Annotated in this window: 13 protein-coding genes; 8 read left to right on the top strand and 5 right to left on the bottom strand. The window is 39.3% G+C overall.

Translation table 11 applies throughout. From position 1 onward, the window contains the following. Positions 1–444 precede the first annotated feature (444 nt). The 4 genes from EKM78_RS10500 (at position 445) to EKM78_RS10485 (ending at position 5,011) form a co-directional block, all read left to right on the top strand. Complete coding sequence (locus EKM78_RS10500; protein ID WP_125772035.1) at positions 445–1,467, top strand: LCP family protein; 1,023 nt, start codon at positions 445–447, stop codon at positions 1,465–1,467. A 258-nt stretch (positions 1,468–1,725) separates the two neighbouring features. After that, on the top strand, positions 1,726–2,157 hold the full coding sequence (locus tag EKM78_RS10495; protein WP_125772033.1) for a MerR family transcriptional regulator: 432 nt from the start codon (positions 1,726–1,728) through the stop codon (positions 2,155–2,157). Between the two features lie 188 nt (positions 2,158–2,345). Next, entirely contained in the window at positions 2,346–3,602 is a 1,257-nt protein-coding gene (locus tag EKM78_RS13325; RefSeq protein WP_125772031.1) for a glucosaminidase domain-containing protein, read from the top strand. A 518-nt stretch (positions 3,603–4,120) separates the two neighbouring features. After that, the gene (locus tag EKM78_RS10485; RefSeq protein ID WP_125772029.1) at positions 4,121–5,011 is read left to right on the top strand and encodes a Gfo/Idh/MocA family protein; all 891 of its coding nucleotides are present in this window, start codon (positions 4,121–4,123) and stop codon (positions 5,009–5,011) included. Between the two features lie 174 nt (positions 5,012–5,185). Here the strand turns inward: EKM78_RS10485 and EKM78_RS10480 are convergent, their stop codons facing one another. Further along, complete coding sequence (locus EKM78_RS10480) at positions 5,186–5,971, bottom strand: glucose-1-dehydrogenase (RefSeq protein WP_125772027.1); 786 nt, start codon at positions 5,969–5,971, stop codon at positions 5,186–5,188. 895 nt (positions 5,972–6,866) lie between these two features. Further along, on the bottom strand, positions 6,867–7,712 hold the full coding sequence (locus EKM78_RS10475) for an aldo/keto reductase (protein WP_125772025.1): 846 nt from the start codon (positions 7,710–7,712) through the stop codon (positions 6,867–6,869). A gap of 151 nt (positions 7,713–7,863) precedes the next feature. Here EKM78_RS10475 and EKM78_RS10470 point away from each other — a divergent pair, with 151 nt between their 5' ends. Continuing rightward, positions 7,864–9,693 (top strand): FAD-binding protein, encoded by a 1,830-nt coding sequence (locus EKM78_RS10470; protein WP_125772023.1) that lies wholly within the window; start codon positions 7,864–7,866, stop codon positions 9,691–9,693. Between the two features lie 392 nt (positions 9,694–10,085). Here EKM78_RS10470 and EKM78_RS12800 read toward each other — a convergent pair whose 3' ends face one another. Continuing rightward, positions 10,086–10,262 (bottom strand): hypothetical protein, encoded by a 177-nt coding sequence (locus EKM78_RS12800; RefSeq protein WP_164507309.1) that lies wholly within the window; start codon positions 10,260–10,262, stop codon positions 10,086–10,088. Between the two features lie 89 nt (positions 10,263–10,351). Between EKM78_RS12800 and EKM78_RS10465 the strand changes: the two genes are divergently transcribed. Continuing rightward, positions 10,352–11,440 carry a glycosyltransferase family protein gene (locus EKM78_RS10465; protein WP_125772021.1) on the top strand — a complete coding sequence of 363 codons (1,089 nt, stop codon included), beginning with the start codon at positions 10,352–10,354 and terminating at the stop codon, positions 11,438–11,440. Positions 11,441–11,447: 7 nt separating this feature from the next. After that, positions 11,448–12,098 (top strand): hypothetical protein, encoded by a 651-nt coding sequence (locus EKM78_RS10460; RefSeq protein ID WP_164507308.1) that lies wholly within the window; start codon positions 11,448–11,450, stop codon positions 12,096–12,098. Here EKM78_RS10460 and EKM78_RS10455 read toward each other — a convergent pair. Both EKM78_RS10455 and EKM78_RS10450 read right to left on the bottom strand, forming a co-directional pair. Further along, complete coding sequence (locus EKM78_RS10455) at positions 12,006–12,401, bottom strand: hypothetical protein (RefSeq protein WP_125772017.1); 396 nt, start codon at positions 12,399–12,401, stop codon at positions 12,006–12,008. The two genes, EKM78_RS10460 and EKM78_RS10455, sit on opposite strands and share 93 nt — an antisense overlap. A 291-nt stretch (positions 12,402–12,692) precedes the next feature. Next, positions 12,693–13,289, bottom strand: coding sequence for a TetR/AcrR family transcriptional regulator (locus EKM78_RS10450; RefSeq protein ID WP_211334365.1), 597 nt, complete (start codon positions 13,287–13,289; stop codon positions 12,693–12,695). A gap of 166 nt (positions 13,290–13,455) precedes the next feature. Here EKM78_RS10450 and EKM78_RS10445 point away from each other — a divergent pair, with 166 nt between their 5' ends. Beyond that, positions 13,456–15,780: an ABC transporter ATP-binding protein/permease gene (locus EKM78_RS10445; RefSeq protein ID WP_125772015.1), complete on the top strand. Its 2,325-nt coding sequence runs from the start codon at positions 13,456–13,458 to the stop codon at positions 15,778–15,780. The last annotated feature ends 350 nt before the right edge of the window (positions 15,781–16,130 follow it).

Below are 16,130 nucleotides of genomic sequence, written 5' to 3'. Positions count from 1 at the left end.
GGCACTGTTTGCGCGTCCTATTTCTCACATGTCTATCTCAGGCTTTATCTATTCTGGTGGGGAGTAGGAGCTTCCTTGTTTTGTTCCTCTATTTTCTCTGTTTTGATCACTTACTCTTTCCTCTGTTCGCGGGACTTTGCTCCGCTCAGTTTGTCTCCTGACTTACAATGCTGATGTGGTTCTTTTTTTGTATTTTCGTTAGATAATAGGAAATATCTTTTTTCTTCGCTTGCCTTCGCTTCTGGCTCGCGTGCTTGATTCTTCGCACTTTTGCCTGATTCTATTAGTTTTGATTTATTTCATTTTCTAGGTGGTGTTTCCCTTCTTTGTTTTTTTACTTGTTTAGACTAACTCTTTAAATATTTATTTATTTACTTATTTATGTTAGATTTGTTTTTTAATGTTGAATGAAATTTTACTTGTTCTTTTTTGTGGAGATTTTTTATGAAAATTTTTAAACGTATTTTTATAATTGTTTTAGTTTTAGTGGCTCTTGTTGCTGCTGGTGGTTTTGCTTTTTACAAGGCTAATACTAATGCTCTAAAATCGATCAATAATACTCAGAAGAGTGTTTCTTCTAAGATCGAGAATGGTAAGCCTTTTTCGGTTTTGCTTTTGGGTGCTGATACTGGTGCCGATGGGCGGGTTGATCACGGGAATTCTGATACTATTATGGTGCTTTCAGTTAATCCTAAGACTAAGAAAGTTTTGATGTATTCAGTTCCTCGCGATACTATGGCTGAAATGGTTGGCGATTCGCCTAAGAATGTTCAGAAGATCAATTCGGCTTATGCTATTGGCTCAAATAAGATGGCTAAGGATTCGGTTTCGGCTTTGTTGAATGTGCCGATCGATTATACTGTTACTATTAATATGAAGGCCTTGGAGAAGACGGTTGATTTTGTTGATGGCGTTGATATTACTTCTAATATGAAAGTCAGTTATGACGGAATCACTATTCCTAAGGGCAAGCACCATTTGAATGGTAAGAAGGCTTTGACTTATGCTCGGATGCGTTACCAGGATCCTCGTGGTGACTACGGTCGTCAATTACGGCAACAGCAAGTTCTCCAGGCTGTGGTTAAAAAGTTGAAATCTCCTAAATATTTAGCGCAGATGCCTAAGTTGATCAAGACGGTCGGTCCTGAGGTTATTACTGATATGACTGATAACGAGATGAATTTATTGCCGATCAAGTATCATTCTGTTGGTAATAATTTTGAATCGAAACAGATCAAGGAGAAAACTGCTTGGATCAATGGTAGTTCTTATCAAGTTGCTCCGACTGCTTCTTTGCAAAAAGCTTCCGATACTTTACGTAAGTCATTGGAGCTTTCACCAAAGACCGTCAATAATACTGAGACTAAATTAAATAAATATAATAAGGAGTTTTTCAGTGATCCTGATAATACTGATTACGATGATCGGGGTTTGAATACTACTTATTACACTGATAACACTTATTAATTTTTTAAAACTATTGGTTTGTTTTTACCAATAGTTTTTTTTGAAACGAATTCTGTGAGCTAGCGGGCTCCGGTTTAGAAACAATCGGCGAGTTCTGCTTCGCAGATCTCTTGTACTGATACCACCTAAATCCTCACTAGCTGACCAGCTTCTTCAACTCTCTTTTTTTTTATTATGTTAATATTTGTTTTTAATTTTATTCAGTGTAAAATAGAAGCAACTTTCGAGTTACTATAACTTCAGGAAAGAAGGGATTTTTTGGCAACTTATTCAGTTCAACAAGTAGCTAATAAAACTGGTCTTACTACTTACACCGTTCGTTATTATCATGATCACGGGTTGTTGCCTTTTGTTCAAAGAGACAAAAACAACAACCGTGTTTTCAGTGATTCTGACATTGAATGGTTGGAAATGATCACTTGTTTGCGGAGTACGGGTATGCCGATTGATCAGATCAAGAATTATACTGATCTAGTCGTTGAAGGCGAAAATACTGTCCCTGAACGTTATCAAATCATGCTTAATCAACAAAAACGCACGGTCAATGAAATCAAGGAGCTTCAACAACATTTGGCAACGATCAAATACAAGGTTGATCACTACGCTGAAATTATGGAAAATCACGAACCAGATTCTTTTGAACCTTCAAATATTCGTGACAAAGAAAATCTTAAGACAGAAGCAAAATAATAAACATGCTCTCCTTCAAAATTGCGGAGAACATGCTTTTTTAATATTTGATTATAAATATAAAATTATAATATCCATAATAAATTACAGTTATATGAACAAGTCTTTACAATACATCGTATCTTGTTGAAGCTGACTCTAAATTTTTGTATTCTACACTAGCACATCAATTTGGAGGATTTTTATATATGCGTAAAAGCTTGCTTTTAACTAGTGTGGCAATTTTAAATACGATGGCATCTGTTGCGGTGCCTACTGTTGTTTCAGCATCTACTACTGATTCAACTGCCACAGATACAAACATGGTCGCTACTAACGACCAAGATTCAGATTCACCTATTCAAGATAATGACGCCGAATTAGTCGGTAACAATGGAAATGTTAAGGATAACAATGTTTTAGCTGGTTCTAAAAAAGCTGAACCTGATCAAGGTGTAGCACATTCGTTCGATGCAGAATCATTGAGTGATGCTGCTCCGATGTCTCGAATGGCTCCATCTGCTTTCATCAACTTAGCCGGCCCTATGGCTCAAAGATCTGCTCAACGTTACAATGTTTATGCTTCAGTTATGATGGCTCAAGCTATCATTGAATCTGGCTGGGGTGGCTCAACTTTGGCAATGTACCCTAACCATAACCTTTTTGGTATCAAGGGAAGCTACAACGGCCAATCAGTTTATATGCCAACTCGTGAATACAGTTCTATTTATGGCTGGTACACGATCAACGCTGCCTTTAGAAAATACCCTAGTTACGAGCAATCATTTGACGACAACGGTGCTCTTTTAAGATACGGTTTGAATGGTTACTATAAAGGTACTTGGAAAGAAAATACTAGCTCATACCGTGATGCCACTCGTTGGTTACAAGGTCGTTACGCAACAGCACCTAACTACGCTGCTGTATTGAACAACACGATCCAAACTTACAACTTGACTCGTTTCGATAATCCTACACAAGGCCCTGGCGTTGATGCCGGATCACAAGCACCTTTAAATGGTGACTTTTTCAAAATGGATGATCAAGGTGTGATCACAAACCCTAAGGGTGCACAAATTTATCATCAAGCAAATCCAGATAAACCCGAAAATCAGATCTTAGCTGCTGGTTCAGCTTGGAAAACTACTGGTAAGGTAGTTACTGCTAAGGGTGAGCTTTTCTATCAAGTATCGACTACTCAATATATCAAAGCTGATGATATTAAGCTTAAGTCTGACGTTTCTGAAGATACTAAGCAACGTGTGATCAAGGCTAAGAATCCTACTAGTTCTATTGTTCCTTTGGTTGGATTTAAGGATAACGGGAAGATTTTTGCTGGTAACCGTGGACTTGCTAATGATACGCTTTGGATTACGGATCAGACTCGCGAATATCAAGGACATAAGTATTATCGTGTATCTACTAACGAATGGGTTCTTGACAGTCATGCTGAGTTTGTTAAATAGTATTTTAAATTGGACACCTTTTGGGTGTTCTTTTTTTATGAGAATTTTGTATTTTGGATTGGTAGGGGATAGTGTTTGGTTGTTTGGGTGTGCGCTGATTGCCGGTTCCGGGGCGGGGCGCTATATGGGATTGGAACGCTGTGGACGTCGATTTGAGCTTATTCGGGAAGTTCACCCGAACAATCTCAAATACGAGTCTTCCTCTAAGCTCCTTCGTCGCCAAGAGGAATTTCACAGCTGAACCCATATAGCCCCCCGCCCCTCCACCTAGGTTGATAATCAATATCCCCCCTCTTTTTTTAGTTTTACCGATTTATTTTCTACAAATTGGCACTTTTCGCTCGTCCTATTTTCTACTTGTCTATCTCAATTTATTTGTTTGTTGTTAAAAACGGTTCAAGGGCATAGCGGAATTATTTTATGGCTTGGTTTTTGAAATATATTTTTTTATTTCAAGATTTTATTGGGCTTTTCCTGTGATATGCTTTCTATATTATTTGGTAAATCGAGGTTGTTTTATGGATAAGATTGGTATTATTGGTTTGGGTAATATTGCTCAGAAGGCTTATTTGCCGGTTATGGCTGGGCTTCAGGATGAATTTGAATGGCATTTGACTACTCGTGATTTGGCTAAGGGGGAAAAGTTGCAGCATCGATTTGGCTTTTCTCACTTGCATCAGACTTTGGATCAATTGATTGCTCAAAAGCCCTTGGCTGTTTTTATTCATACGCCTACTGCTACTCACGCTGCTATTATTGAGCAGCTGTTGGAAGCTGGGATCAATGTCTATGTTGATAAGCCAGTTTCTGATGACCTTGATGATGTGAAACGCTTGTATCAGCTGGCTTCGTCAAAGGGATTGATGCTTACTTGTGGCTTCAACCGCCGGTTTGCTCCATTCAATCAGGAATTAGCTCAGATTCCTAATAAAAAATCGATCACTGTTGAAAAAACTCGAGAAAGTGTCGACCAAACTCCTAAGGATGCTATTTTTGACTTGGCGATCCATTCGGTCGATACGGCTTTGTTTCTGCTTGGCGATCAAATGATCTTGAATGCTGAGTCGCGGATCCTTACTAAGGGCAATTATTTGGATCAATTTTATTTGACCATCGACACTAAAAATACACGTGCTACCGTCATTACCAATATGCATAGTGGCATCAACTTAGAACAAGCCACTGTCCAAGGAAGCAACCAACGTGAAGTCGTGACTGACTTGAGTAAAGCTGAGATTTTTCACAGTGGTTCAGTTGAACAAAAAAGTCGGCCTGATTGGGAAAACACCTTAATCAGTCGTGGTTTTGAGCCCTTGATCAACAAATTCCTTCGCGCTGTAGTGGATGATGGTAAAAATCCGGTGTCGCCTGAATCCAGCATCTTGAGTCATGAAATGTGTTTAAAATAAGAAAAATGCAAAAAAAAGACAAGTCCCAGATTTTTTCTGGAGCTTGTCTTTTTCTATAGCTTATCGATCACAAAAAAGCTGAAACTCGTGTCTTTAAAAAGATATCGTATTTTAAATTCTTATTTTTTGGTGAAACATATTCTAGCTAACAGCGACCGGGCCGCATCTCTTTTTCTAACCTTCTCCGTCTTTAAATGCAGGATAAAGCGTCATTCCACCATCGATAAACAGTGTGATCCCAGTAACATAACTAGATTCATCAGATGCCAACCAAGCGGCACCAGCAGCAACTTCTTCAGGCGTTCCGATCCGATTCATCGGCACCATCGAAACTGTCTTATCATATTGCTTTTTGTCAGCAAATTTTTCCGCATTGATCGGCGTATTAATAGCACCAGGTCCAATTCCGTTGACCCGAATATTCCGGTCGGCATATTCCATCGCGATAGTCTTAGTAAACAACTTAACACTACCCTTAGCGGCAGCGTAACTAGCAAAAGTAGGCCATGGGATCTGTTCATGTACAGAAGACATATTAATAATATTACCTTTCTTTTGATTAGCAACAAAATAATTCAAAGCCGTCTTCGAACCTAAAAATACCCCAGTTTGATCAACCGCCGTAACCTTCTTCCAGTCATCCAAAGTAGATTCATGAGTAGGAGACTTAATCTCCATCCCAGCATTATTGACCCAAACATCTAAGCCACCAAAATTATCAACAGCAGCCTTCAAAAGTGCTTCGGCACCCTCTTCAGTACTAATATCAGCTTGAACAATAACAGCACGACCACCCTCAGCCTCAACAGCATCAGCAGCCTTCTGAGCACCAGCTTCGTCACTATGGTAATTAATCACAACAGACATATGTTCATTACCAAAGCGCTTAGCAATAGCGTTACCGATCCCCTTAGAACCACCAGTAACAACAGCAACCTTTCCATTCAAATCTGAATACATAACCAAAGCCTCGATTCCAAAATTTTTAAAAAAATATTGGTGCACATCTATTACATGGCATAATGCAAAAAACGTCAATAAATTTGATTAGCATCAAGAAAAAAATTATACAACCACATTTTAAATCATCAGAAAAATACTATCAAATAACCAAAGAAACATAAAAAAATAAGAAAATAAAAAATGCCAATGTGCAAAATAAGCACACCAGCAAAAAAGGCGAGAGTGCGAGAAACAAGCACGCGAGCCAAAAATAAATAAAGTGATAAGAAAAAATACATCAGAACAAGGCAAGAGTGCGAGAAACGAACACGCGAGCCAGAAGCGAAAGCAAGAGAATAAAAATAATATCAATTCTTATCTAATCAACAAAGCAAAGAAAAGCCAAAACAGCAATGTAAGTCAGGAAACAAGAATGAGCGGAGCAAAGTCCCGCGAACCGAGAAAAGAGTCAGTAATCTAGATAGAGAATATATCGTAACAAGAAAAGGAAGCACCTACTCCCCACCAGAATAGATAAAGCCTGAGATAGACATGTGAGAAATAGGACGAGCAAACAGTGCCAATTTGCAGAAACTAAATCGGTAAAACTCAACCAAGGGGGGAATTGTGTATCTATCTAGACGGAGGGGCCCGGGGATACAGCCCTCAGCCGCCAAATTCCTCTTGGCGACGAAGGAGCTTAGAGGAAGACTCGTATTTGAGATTGTTCGGGCGAACTTCCCGAATAAGCTCAAATCGACGTCGGCAGCGTTCCAGTGGCTGTATCCCCGGGCCCCGGAGTCGGCATTCAACGTACCAACCAAACTACTACCTCCACACCCCAACAACCAAACAAACTAACAGAACTCCAGCAAAGTAAAACGCTTCTGTCTGCCATGGCTCTCTTACATCATTACTCCTGACGACCATGATGATACATATCCACAGCCGAATCCTTCATCCCATTCAAAGTATCCATATCCTCATCAGAAATAACAAAATCCAACCGAGCATTATCCAAAATATGTTCCTTATGCGTAAAAGCTCCATTCTGAACAACAAACTCAATAGCCAACTGAGCCACACTAGCTCCATACTTCTCAGCAATCCGTTCAACAGTAGGATTGCTAAGCATCCGACCAGTAGCAAGCGGCGAATAAGCTTCGATCAAAATATCATTATCCAAAGCAAACTGAGAAATCTTAGGCTCAGTATAACCAACATAATACTGGATCTGATCAACCGCAGGCTTAACCTCAGCCGTCGACAACAAACTCTTAAGATCATGCACATTAAAGTTAGAAACTCCGATCGACTTAACCTTACCAGAAGCCAAGATCTCTTCTAAAGCCTTCCAGACTTCCTGATTAGCCTTATCATACTTCTCAATATTTTCAGACTTACCCATCTCATCCCAAGGAAATGGAGCATGAACCAAATAAAGATCCAAATAATCCAAACCTAAATTATTATAGGTAGTTTCAAAATCCTTCTTAGCACCTTCATAAGTCTTAGTCTCACCAGGAAGCTTCGAAGTAACGTAAATCTCATCACGAGCGATGCCAGAATCACGCACAGCTTGGCCAACTTCTTTTTCATTTTGATAAGCCAAAGCTGTATCGATATGACGATAGCCTGCTTTTAAAGCTTCCAAAACAGCCTGACGAGTCGATTCTGCAGGCATTTGCCAAGTACCGAAAGCAACCTTAGGGATCTTGATCCCATTATTTAAAGTGTAAGTTTCATTTAATTTTGTCATTAAAAAACCTTCTTCCATATTTACAAAGACAACTTTATACCTTCGACCATACTCGAAAGCAAACATTTAAATACTTATCAAAAATTACTTTTTTATAAACATAGAGTTAAAATAATTATGTAAATGTTTTCATTTTTGAGGAGGAATTTTCATGGTTAGTCAACATAATATTGCCCGTTGGGACGCAACTTATGACGTTGTCGTTGTAGGATTCGGTGGTGCCGGGGCCACTGCTGCAAGATTTGCCGCCGATGCTGGTGCTAAGGTCTTGCTAGTCGATTCTGCACCTGAAGGTCACGAAGGTGGAAATACTCGTTATGCCGCCCAATTGATCAACTCGGGCGATAATTTTGAGGGTGAAAAAGAATATTACAAGAATTTATTAAAACCAATGGATCTTGATGAAAATATGATCGACACATACGTTGATGGCATGGTCAACATGGCCGATTACTTGAAAAAATATTTAGACGTGAAAGATGTCGTCAGCGCCAAAGAAAAATTTGCGGATGGTTCGATTTTTGCTTCAATGATCGCTGAGTATCCAGAATATAGCGGTAAGGAAGCTAATAACTATTTAATGGTCCACGATGGTATTTTTGATACCGCTTTATGGAAAATCTTGCGTCAAAAAGTCCTCGATCGTTCAGACAAGATCGACGTTTGGTATAAGTCACCTGCGCGCCACTTAGTCCAAGATCCGATCACTTCAGAAATTATTGGTGTCCAGATCGATCGCGAACACGTCATTCGAAACATCCGTGCTAAGAACGGTGTCGTTATGACTATGGGTGGATTCGAGAACAATAAGCAGATGATGCAAGATTACACTGGCGCCTTCAAAGCTGCCCCACTAGGCTCGATCTACAATAAAGGTGACGGGATCAAAATGGCTGAAGAAGTCGGTGCTGATATGTGGCACATGAAAAACTACGAAGCCTTAGGACTCTTACACGGAATGGCTTTCGATGTCCCTGAAGGTCAACGTGCCCAATTGATCCTAAACTTCCCAGAAACTTATACCGGCAGCATCATTTCTGTCGGTGATGACGGTTCACGCTATTTCAACGAAAGCGAATCAAATCGTCACGGTCACATTTTCCAAAACGGCCACTGGCGTGTACCAGCAACCAACGTACATCCCTATTTGATCTTTGACCAAGCCCAATATGACAAGATCAAGCGTCGCCCTGACTTGCCATACAAAGACTTTTTCAAGATATTGACCAAAGCTGACACCATCAAAGAATTAGCTGAAAAAATTGACGTAGTCGCTGACACCCTAGCAAAGACGATCAAAGACTTTAATCAATTTGCTAACAACGGTGAAGACTACGCCTTCGGACGCGATCCAGAAACCATGACAGCCTTCAGCGATGGCCCTTACTATGCCGCACCATTAACACATACCGTCTTAAACACGCAAGGTGGACCAAGAAGAAACACACACGCCGAAGTACTAGATCCATTCGGTGGCCTGATCCCTCACCTATACAGTGCCGGAGAATTCGGTGGCATCAACACAAACGAATACCAAGGTGGTCAGAACCTAGCCGAATGCTTGATCTTCGGAAAAATTGCCGGTGAAAACGCCGCCGTACCCAAAGCAACCAGTCAATTAGCCACACCATTAGCAGACAATGTTCCTGAAGAAAACCAAAACAGCGCAGACTTAACTTCTGATACAACAACAAAAGCAGACTTCACAACGAGCAAAAATCAATACCTAGGCACAAGCAACTCAGGAATGGGTAGTGAAATCGTCGTCAGAGTAACAGTAGACGACAATAAAAACATCCAAAATGTAGAAATATTACAACAAAGCGAAAGCAACGACATAGCCTCCGACGCCCTAGCCCAACTACCAGAAAACATAGTAAAAGCAAACACCTACGACGTAGACTCAATCTCAGGCGCTTCAGCATCCAGCAGAGCAATCAAAGAAGCTGTAAAAAACGCCCTGGAAAAAGTAAGCGAGTAAAAAGTACGGAATAAGTAAGTAAGATAGAAAGAAAGATATTAAGTAAATGACTGATTAGTCAAATCAAGATACCCAAAAAAGACAAGTTCAACATAATCAAAAATAATCCCTTTATACTTCTCAGACGAAACATTAAAAATTCATCTGATATTCATAAAGGGATTTTTTGTCTATAAGAAAATATAGTAATGAAAAACGAAATTTGCTATTAAACCCAATATAATAGCAACGTTCTCAAAATTCACAGCTATTTTTAGAATAAATCTGAGATAGACATGTGAGAAATAGGAAGCACAGAAAAGTGCCAATTTGAACACAACATGTCAGTAAAACTCAAACCAAGGGGGAGATTATACATACTATCTAGACGGAGGGGCCCGGGGATACAGCCCTCAGTGGTGAAATTTCTCTTGGTGACGAAGGAGCCTAGAGAAAGGTGCAGTTTTGAAACAAGCGAGCGCACTTTGCTCGATTGGTTCAAAATGTGCCCACCACGTTCCAGCGGCTGTATCCCCGGGCCCCGGAGTCGGCATTGAACGCACACCAAAAATCCATTCCCAATCCCGCAATCCATAATAATAATTATCTCAAATAGAATAAATTATCTTTTTTATTAAAGATATAATTTCGTCAAAACAAGAAAATGTCAGGCCAAATTATGGATAAATCAACAAAAAAACTAACACAAAAAAAATACCTCTATTCCTTATTCTTAATTGTCAGCATTTTATTAGTAGTCTTCATCAACTACCATCCCGGTTACTCCTTTGCGACCGGCGACTATCGCTTCCACATCAATCGAATCGAAGCCCTAGCTAACGAATTTCGACACTTAAATTTTTTCCCTAAAGTAGATGGCTATTTTTCTGGTGGGATGGGTTACGCAGCTAGCTTATTTTACCCGGATATTTTCCTATATCCTTCCGCCATTTTAAGATTACTCAATGTACCGATCTTGATCACCTACTGGTTCACGATGGTCGAACTAAACTTTGCGACCTTCTGTTTAACTTATTGGGCTGGTCGGCGACTGAATCTAGCATTTAAAAATAATCTCATCTTCACCTTCATCTACACACTTGGTACTTATCGATTGCAAGTTTTGTACAGTCGCGATGACTTCGGAGAACTGATGGGTATGATGTTTTTCCCACTATTGCTTGCCGAATTGATCCGCTTAAGAAATGGAAAAACTAAACAGTGGCCTTATTTAGCACTAGCGATGAGTGGAATTGCCTGGTCACATTTGATTTCCTTATTCATGGCAGTCTGTTTTGCGATTGCTTTTGTCTTATTGAACTTGAAGAAATTTCTCGATCTCGAAAAAATCAAAGCCATCAGCAAAGCTGCTCTAATGACGGTTGGTGTCTCTCTAGCGGTTTATGCCCCAGTTATCGAACAAATGATGGACCTGTACTTCACGCTTTCGACGAATCCCCTGATCCATATTTATAATGAGACTTTACCGATCAGCCAGCTCTTCATCAATTCAGCCAACAACCAGCCTTTCCACGTTAATACCGTGAATATTGGATCCGTGGTGCTGTTTGGCTTGATCATCTACACATTCGTTAACCTAGCACAAAAAAACAATCTCGATCTTACCGTCATCGCCTGGTTTTTATTTGTCGCCTGCAGTAATTATTTTCCTTGGTTCGACCTCAGACATACCATATTCGCCATGATCCAATTCCCTTGGCGTTATTTCTCCATCATCACTTTACTAGTTGCATACTTTTATTGCTGACGACGGTTTGAAGCTATTTGATCAAAAATACATGACGACCGCACTGATCTCGGTCATCTTTTTACTCAGTTTTGGTTTAGGTACAGCCACTATCCAACAATCTTATTGGCGTCTGAATACTTATAATTCTTACAATCACATCAGCAGCTATTTGATCGGTGCTGGACACGAATATCTACCTAGCAACGTCAATTACAATTATGTCAAAATCGATGGACCTAGAGAATTGATCTACAATCCTAACAAGATCAACATTTCTGATAAAACAATCAATACTCAAGTAGTCAAGTTCCACTTTGATACTAAGAAAAAACCGGTCACAGTTGAATTGCCATTGTTTTACTACAAAGGATATCAAGCTAAAGTAACCGGTCCAGGCAGTTGTTCCACGCCAAAATTGAGTCCGCACGGCTTAGTTGATATTACGCTAAAAAATACTGGGACTGTCACAGTTAGATACCGTTATACCGTGATTCAAAAAGTTAGCCTTGCTGTATCGATAGTGTCGCTAGGAACATTAGTTTATTTTTTCAAAAAAACCGGTAGCACCGGTTTTTTTGTTTCATTAAAATGCATGTTTAGTATACCCATGTGGATGAAAAGTCCTCTTATGCAATTCCATAATTGCTTGACGTTCATCTTCAGGGATCAAACGTAAAATTTTCGCATATTCAGTCGTTGATAATATTGCTTGCAATCGTAAGTGGTCATAATCACTCAAGGATCGTACCACCAATCGATATTCTTTAACTGTTAAAAGTCGTTTAACATACCAATAACTATAGCCATTCCACGATAAAAATTTGGCTAAGACGTAATTTTTGATCAATTGGTAAAAGCCAATCGTAAAAGCTGCTACAAAAATCAGCTTGATCATCATTGGGACACCTAAAGATAATATTGCAATCACTGGTAAAAAAATCGTGAACAAAATAGTCATCAAATTGCCAACGGTTTTCATATTTAATGCTCCCCCTTGCACCATTTATTGACCAAAGAATAACAGCTAGAGTTCATGGTGTATACCAAGGAAAATGCTCTCATACCAAAAAACAATATTAATTAAAATCATATTTTTAAGGATTTATTATTAAATAAATTGTATGATTACTACGAATTTTTCGATGGTTTTCTGAGTCTAATTATCAGATCGAAGTCGACAAAATTAATTTTAGTATGCCATTTTTTTGAAATTTGTTCCTATTATTATCAGATCAACCTTTATCGATTTTGTGAATAAATCCTCAGCAGCTTACCGTTCTCTTCCGCTCTCTTTTTTTGTTAATTGTTGATAGTTTTCATAGTCGGTACTTTTCTTTAAGGACTGCATATCTTCAGCGAATAGCAAGCGTTCAACGATATGCGTCAATTCACGGGGCTGCTCGATCATCCCCTGTTTGACCCAACTTTTGAGTACGCTTTGAACACCCGCCATGATGTAAATAGCTTGATAGGAACTAAAATTAGTTGGTTGATCGAGACTTGGCGCCATAACTTGTCCCATCTTTTCCAACAGGCGGGTTTTTCCCTCAACAAATACTAAATTGGAGAGCTTAGGATTTTCGTAAAATGAATTTAATAGCGTTTCAAAGGATTGAAAAGGTGTAAACTCATGAGGGATATTCAATGAGTTAATGAATTCCGTCTCGATTTTTTCTTCACAGTCGGGAATGTCCTTGTAATAGCGATAAAAAGTCGTCCGATTGATATCTGCTAGTTCGCAGACTTCGGTGACCGTGATAGCTTCAACTGGCTTTTTTTCAAGGAGCGATAAAACAGCATCTTTGATAATTTGTTGGGTATATTTTGCACGACGATTATTTCTGATTCCTACCATTTTTTCATCCATTAGTTCAACACATTTGTTAGATTTGTTTATTTAAAAACACAATGTCGTAATTTGGTGGTTGAACTGTTCTTTCATAATCTTTATTATTTGTACATAGTGTTGCAATAATGGTAATGTAACATAATAATTGTAACGATATAAAATAAAAAGCAAAGGAATTGAATAAATACTTGAATTAAAACATATTAAAAAGTATTACTATGTCGGCGATTCAGTTACTAAAGCATTAGATGACGTCTCTGTCTCATTCCGGAAACAAGAATTCGTGGCTATCCTTGGTCCTAGTGGTTCCGGTAAAACAACGATGCTTAACGGTATCGGTGGCTTAGATATCTATGACTCCGGTGACTTGATCATCAATGGGAAATCGACCAAAGATTTCAGTGCTTCTGATTGGGATGCCTATCGGAACAATTCCGTCGGATTCATTTTCCAAAGTTATAACATCATTGGACATTTAAGTATTCTCAACAACGTTGAACTCGGGATGACGCTTAGTGGCGTGCCTAACGCTGAAAAGAAACAAAAAGCGATCGATGCTTTGGAGCGAGTTGGTTTAGGTCCACATATCAACAAGAAGCCTAACCAACTATCTGGTGGTCAAATGCAGCGTGTAGCCATTGCCCGTGCTATCGCTAACGATCCTGAGATCTTGCTTTGTGATGAGCCAACTGGTGCCTTAGATACGGAAACTAGTGAAGAGATCATGAAATTGATCAAGGAACTTTCTAGTGAACGTCTAGTTATCATGGTTACGCACAACCCAACTTTGGCAAAAGAATATGCTGACCGGATCATCAATTTCGCTGATGGTAAGATTTTAGATGACTCAAATCCTTACCAAGAAGATACTTCAGAAGACAATTTCGAGCTCAAGAAAACGAAGATGACTTTCTGGACAGCTTTGAAATTGTCATTCACTAACTTGAAGACTAAGAAGGCTCGAACATTTTTGACAGCTTTTGCTTCCAGTATCGGTATCATCAGTATTGCTATCGTTTTGGCGCTTTCGTCTGGTTTCCAAAAGCAGATCGACAAGACCCAAAGTAACACCTTAGCGCAATTCCCAGTCACGATCTCGCAAACGGCTTCAAAGACGACAGCTACCACGACGACGGAAAAGAAAACTTCCAAGTCGAACAAAGTTGAGGCTGAACTTAGTCAACAAGAGAAGTTAACACACAAGAATAAATTGACTAAGAACTATTTGAACTACGTTGCTGATCTTGATTCTGATTTAAGTAAGAACATTACTTACACTTATACAACTGGTATGAATTTATTGACTAAACAAAATGGTAAAGTCAAGACTGCTCAGTTCTCAAACGCTAGTTCTGAAGATGCTACTAGTGGCATGTCCACGGCTATGGCATCATCAACTGGTGTCGGCGTCTCTGTTTATCCATCAACATCGAACAACGGAACAAGCTTTTTGAAAAAGCATTTTAAGGTCCTTTCTGGTTCAATGCCTAAGAGCGCCAATGATGTTGTTTTGATCGTTGATCGCGATAATTCGACGAATATCAATGCTTTGAAGAATATTGGTATGAAAGTGAAAGACGGTCAAAAGTTGAACTACAACAAGATCGTTGGTACGCAGTTCAAAGTTGTTTCTAACAATGATTATTACCAAAAGAATGATGGTGGTACTTACTCACCAACTTCAAACTTGAGTAATTTGTATAACAATGCCAATAACAAGACGCTTCGTATTTCTGGTATTTTGCGCGTTAAGTCAAAATCATCAGAAAACATCCTCTCATCTGGTATCGCTTATAGCGACCAATTGACAAAGGATATTATCCAAACTAATAAGAATTCTGATATCGTGAAAGCTCAAAAGTCGAGTGATTCAAATGTGTTGACTGGTGCTTCAGTTGACTCTGATACTAAGACTTCTCTAGTTAGTGCATTAGGTGGTTCAACTACCCCTGCAAGTATTTTGATTTATCCTAATACTTTCGATAACAAAGATAAGGTATTGAAGTACTTAGACAAGTACAACAAAGGTAAGAAGAGTGCCGATAAGGTCATCTACACCGACCTGGCTGGACAAGTTTCGAACTTGACCGGTGGCTTGATGAGTGCGATTACTTACGTACTAGTGGCCTTTGCTGGTATTTCATTAGTTACAAGTATGATCATGATCGCTATTATTACTTACACTTCAGTTCTTGAAAGAACTAAGGAAATCGGTATTTTGAAGGCTCTCGGTGCTCGGAAGAAAGATATTACTCGAGTATTCGATGCTGAGACGGTTATTCTTGGTGTCGGTTCTGGATTGCTAGGTGTTATTATCGCTTGGCTAGCTACGTTCCCTATCAACGCTATTTTGAAGGGTATGACTGATTTGTCTAATGTGGCTCAGTTGAATCCGGTACATGCTTTGATTTTGATTATTATTAGTACTGTTCTTACTGTGATCGGTGGGCATATTCCTGCCCGTATGGCTGCTAAGAAGGATGCAGCTACTGCTTTGCGGTCTGAGTAGTGTTTATGGTTTTACAGCACAACCTCTCTTTTTTGAGGTTGTGCTTTTTTTGTTTGGCTATTTGGGGTGGGAGGTAGTTGTTTGGGGGTACGTTCATTGCTGGTTCCGGGGCGAGGCGCTATATGGGATTGGAACGCTGTGGACTCGATTTGAGCTTATTCGGGAAAACCGCCCGAACAATCTCAAATACGAGTCTTATTCTAAGCGATAAATCGGTTCTCGTCGTGGTTTGGTTATTTTGATGCATTTATTTAAGAAGAGGCTTATATACTCAATGCCAATTTTCATGAGCATATAAGCCTCTTCTTTATTCATTACGACTTAGGATGTTCCTTGAAAGGTCGTGGATA

Source organism: Companilactobacillus furfuricola, assembly GCF_003946325.1.
In the GTDB taxonomy this organism is placed as follows: Bacteria; Bacillota; Bacilli; order Lactobacillales; family Lactobacillaceae; genus Companilactobacillus; species Companilactobacillus furfuricola.
Note: the sequence above shows the minus strand (reverse complement) of the source record. Positions and strands in the feature narration are given on the sequence as shown.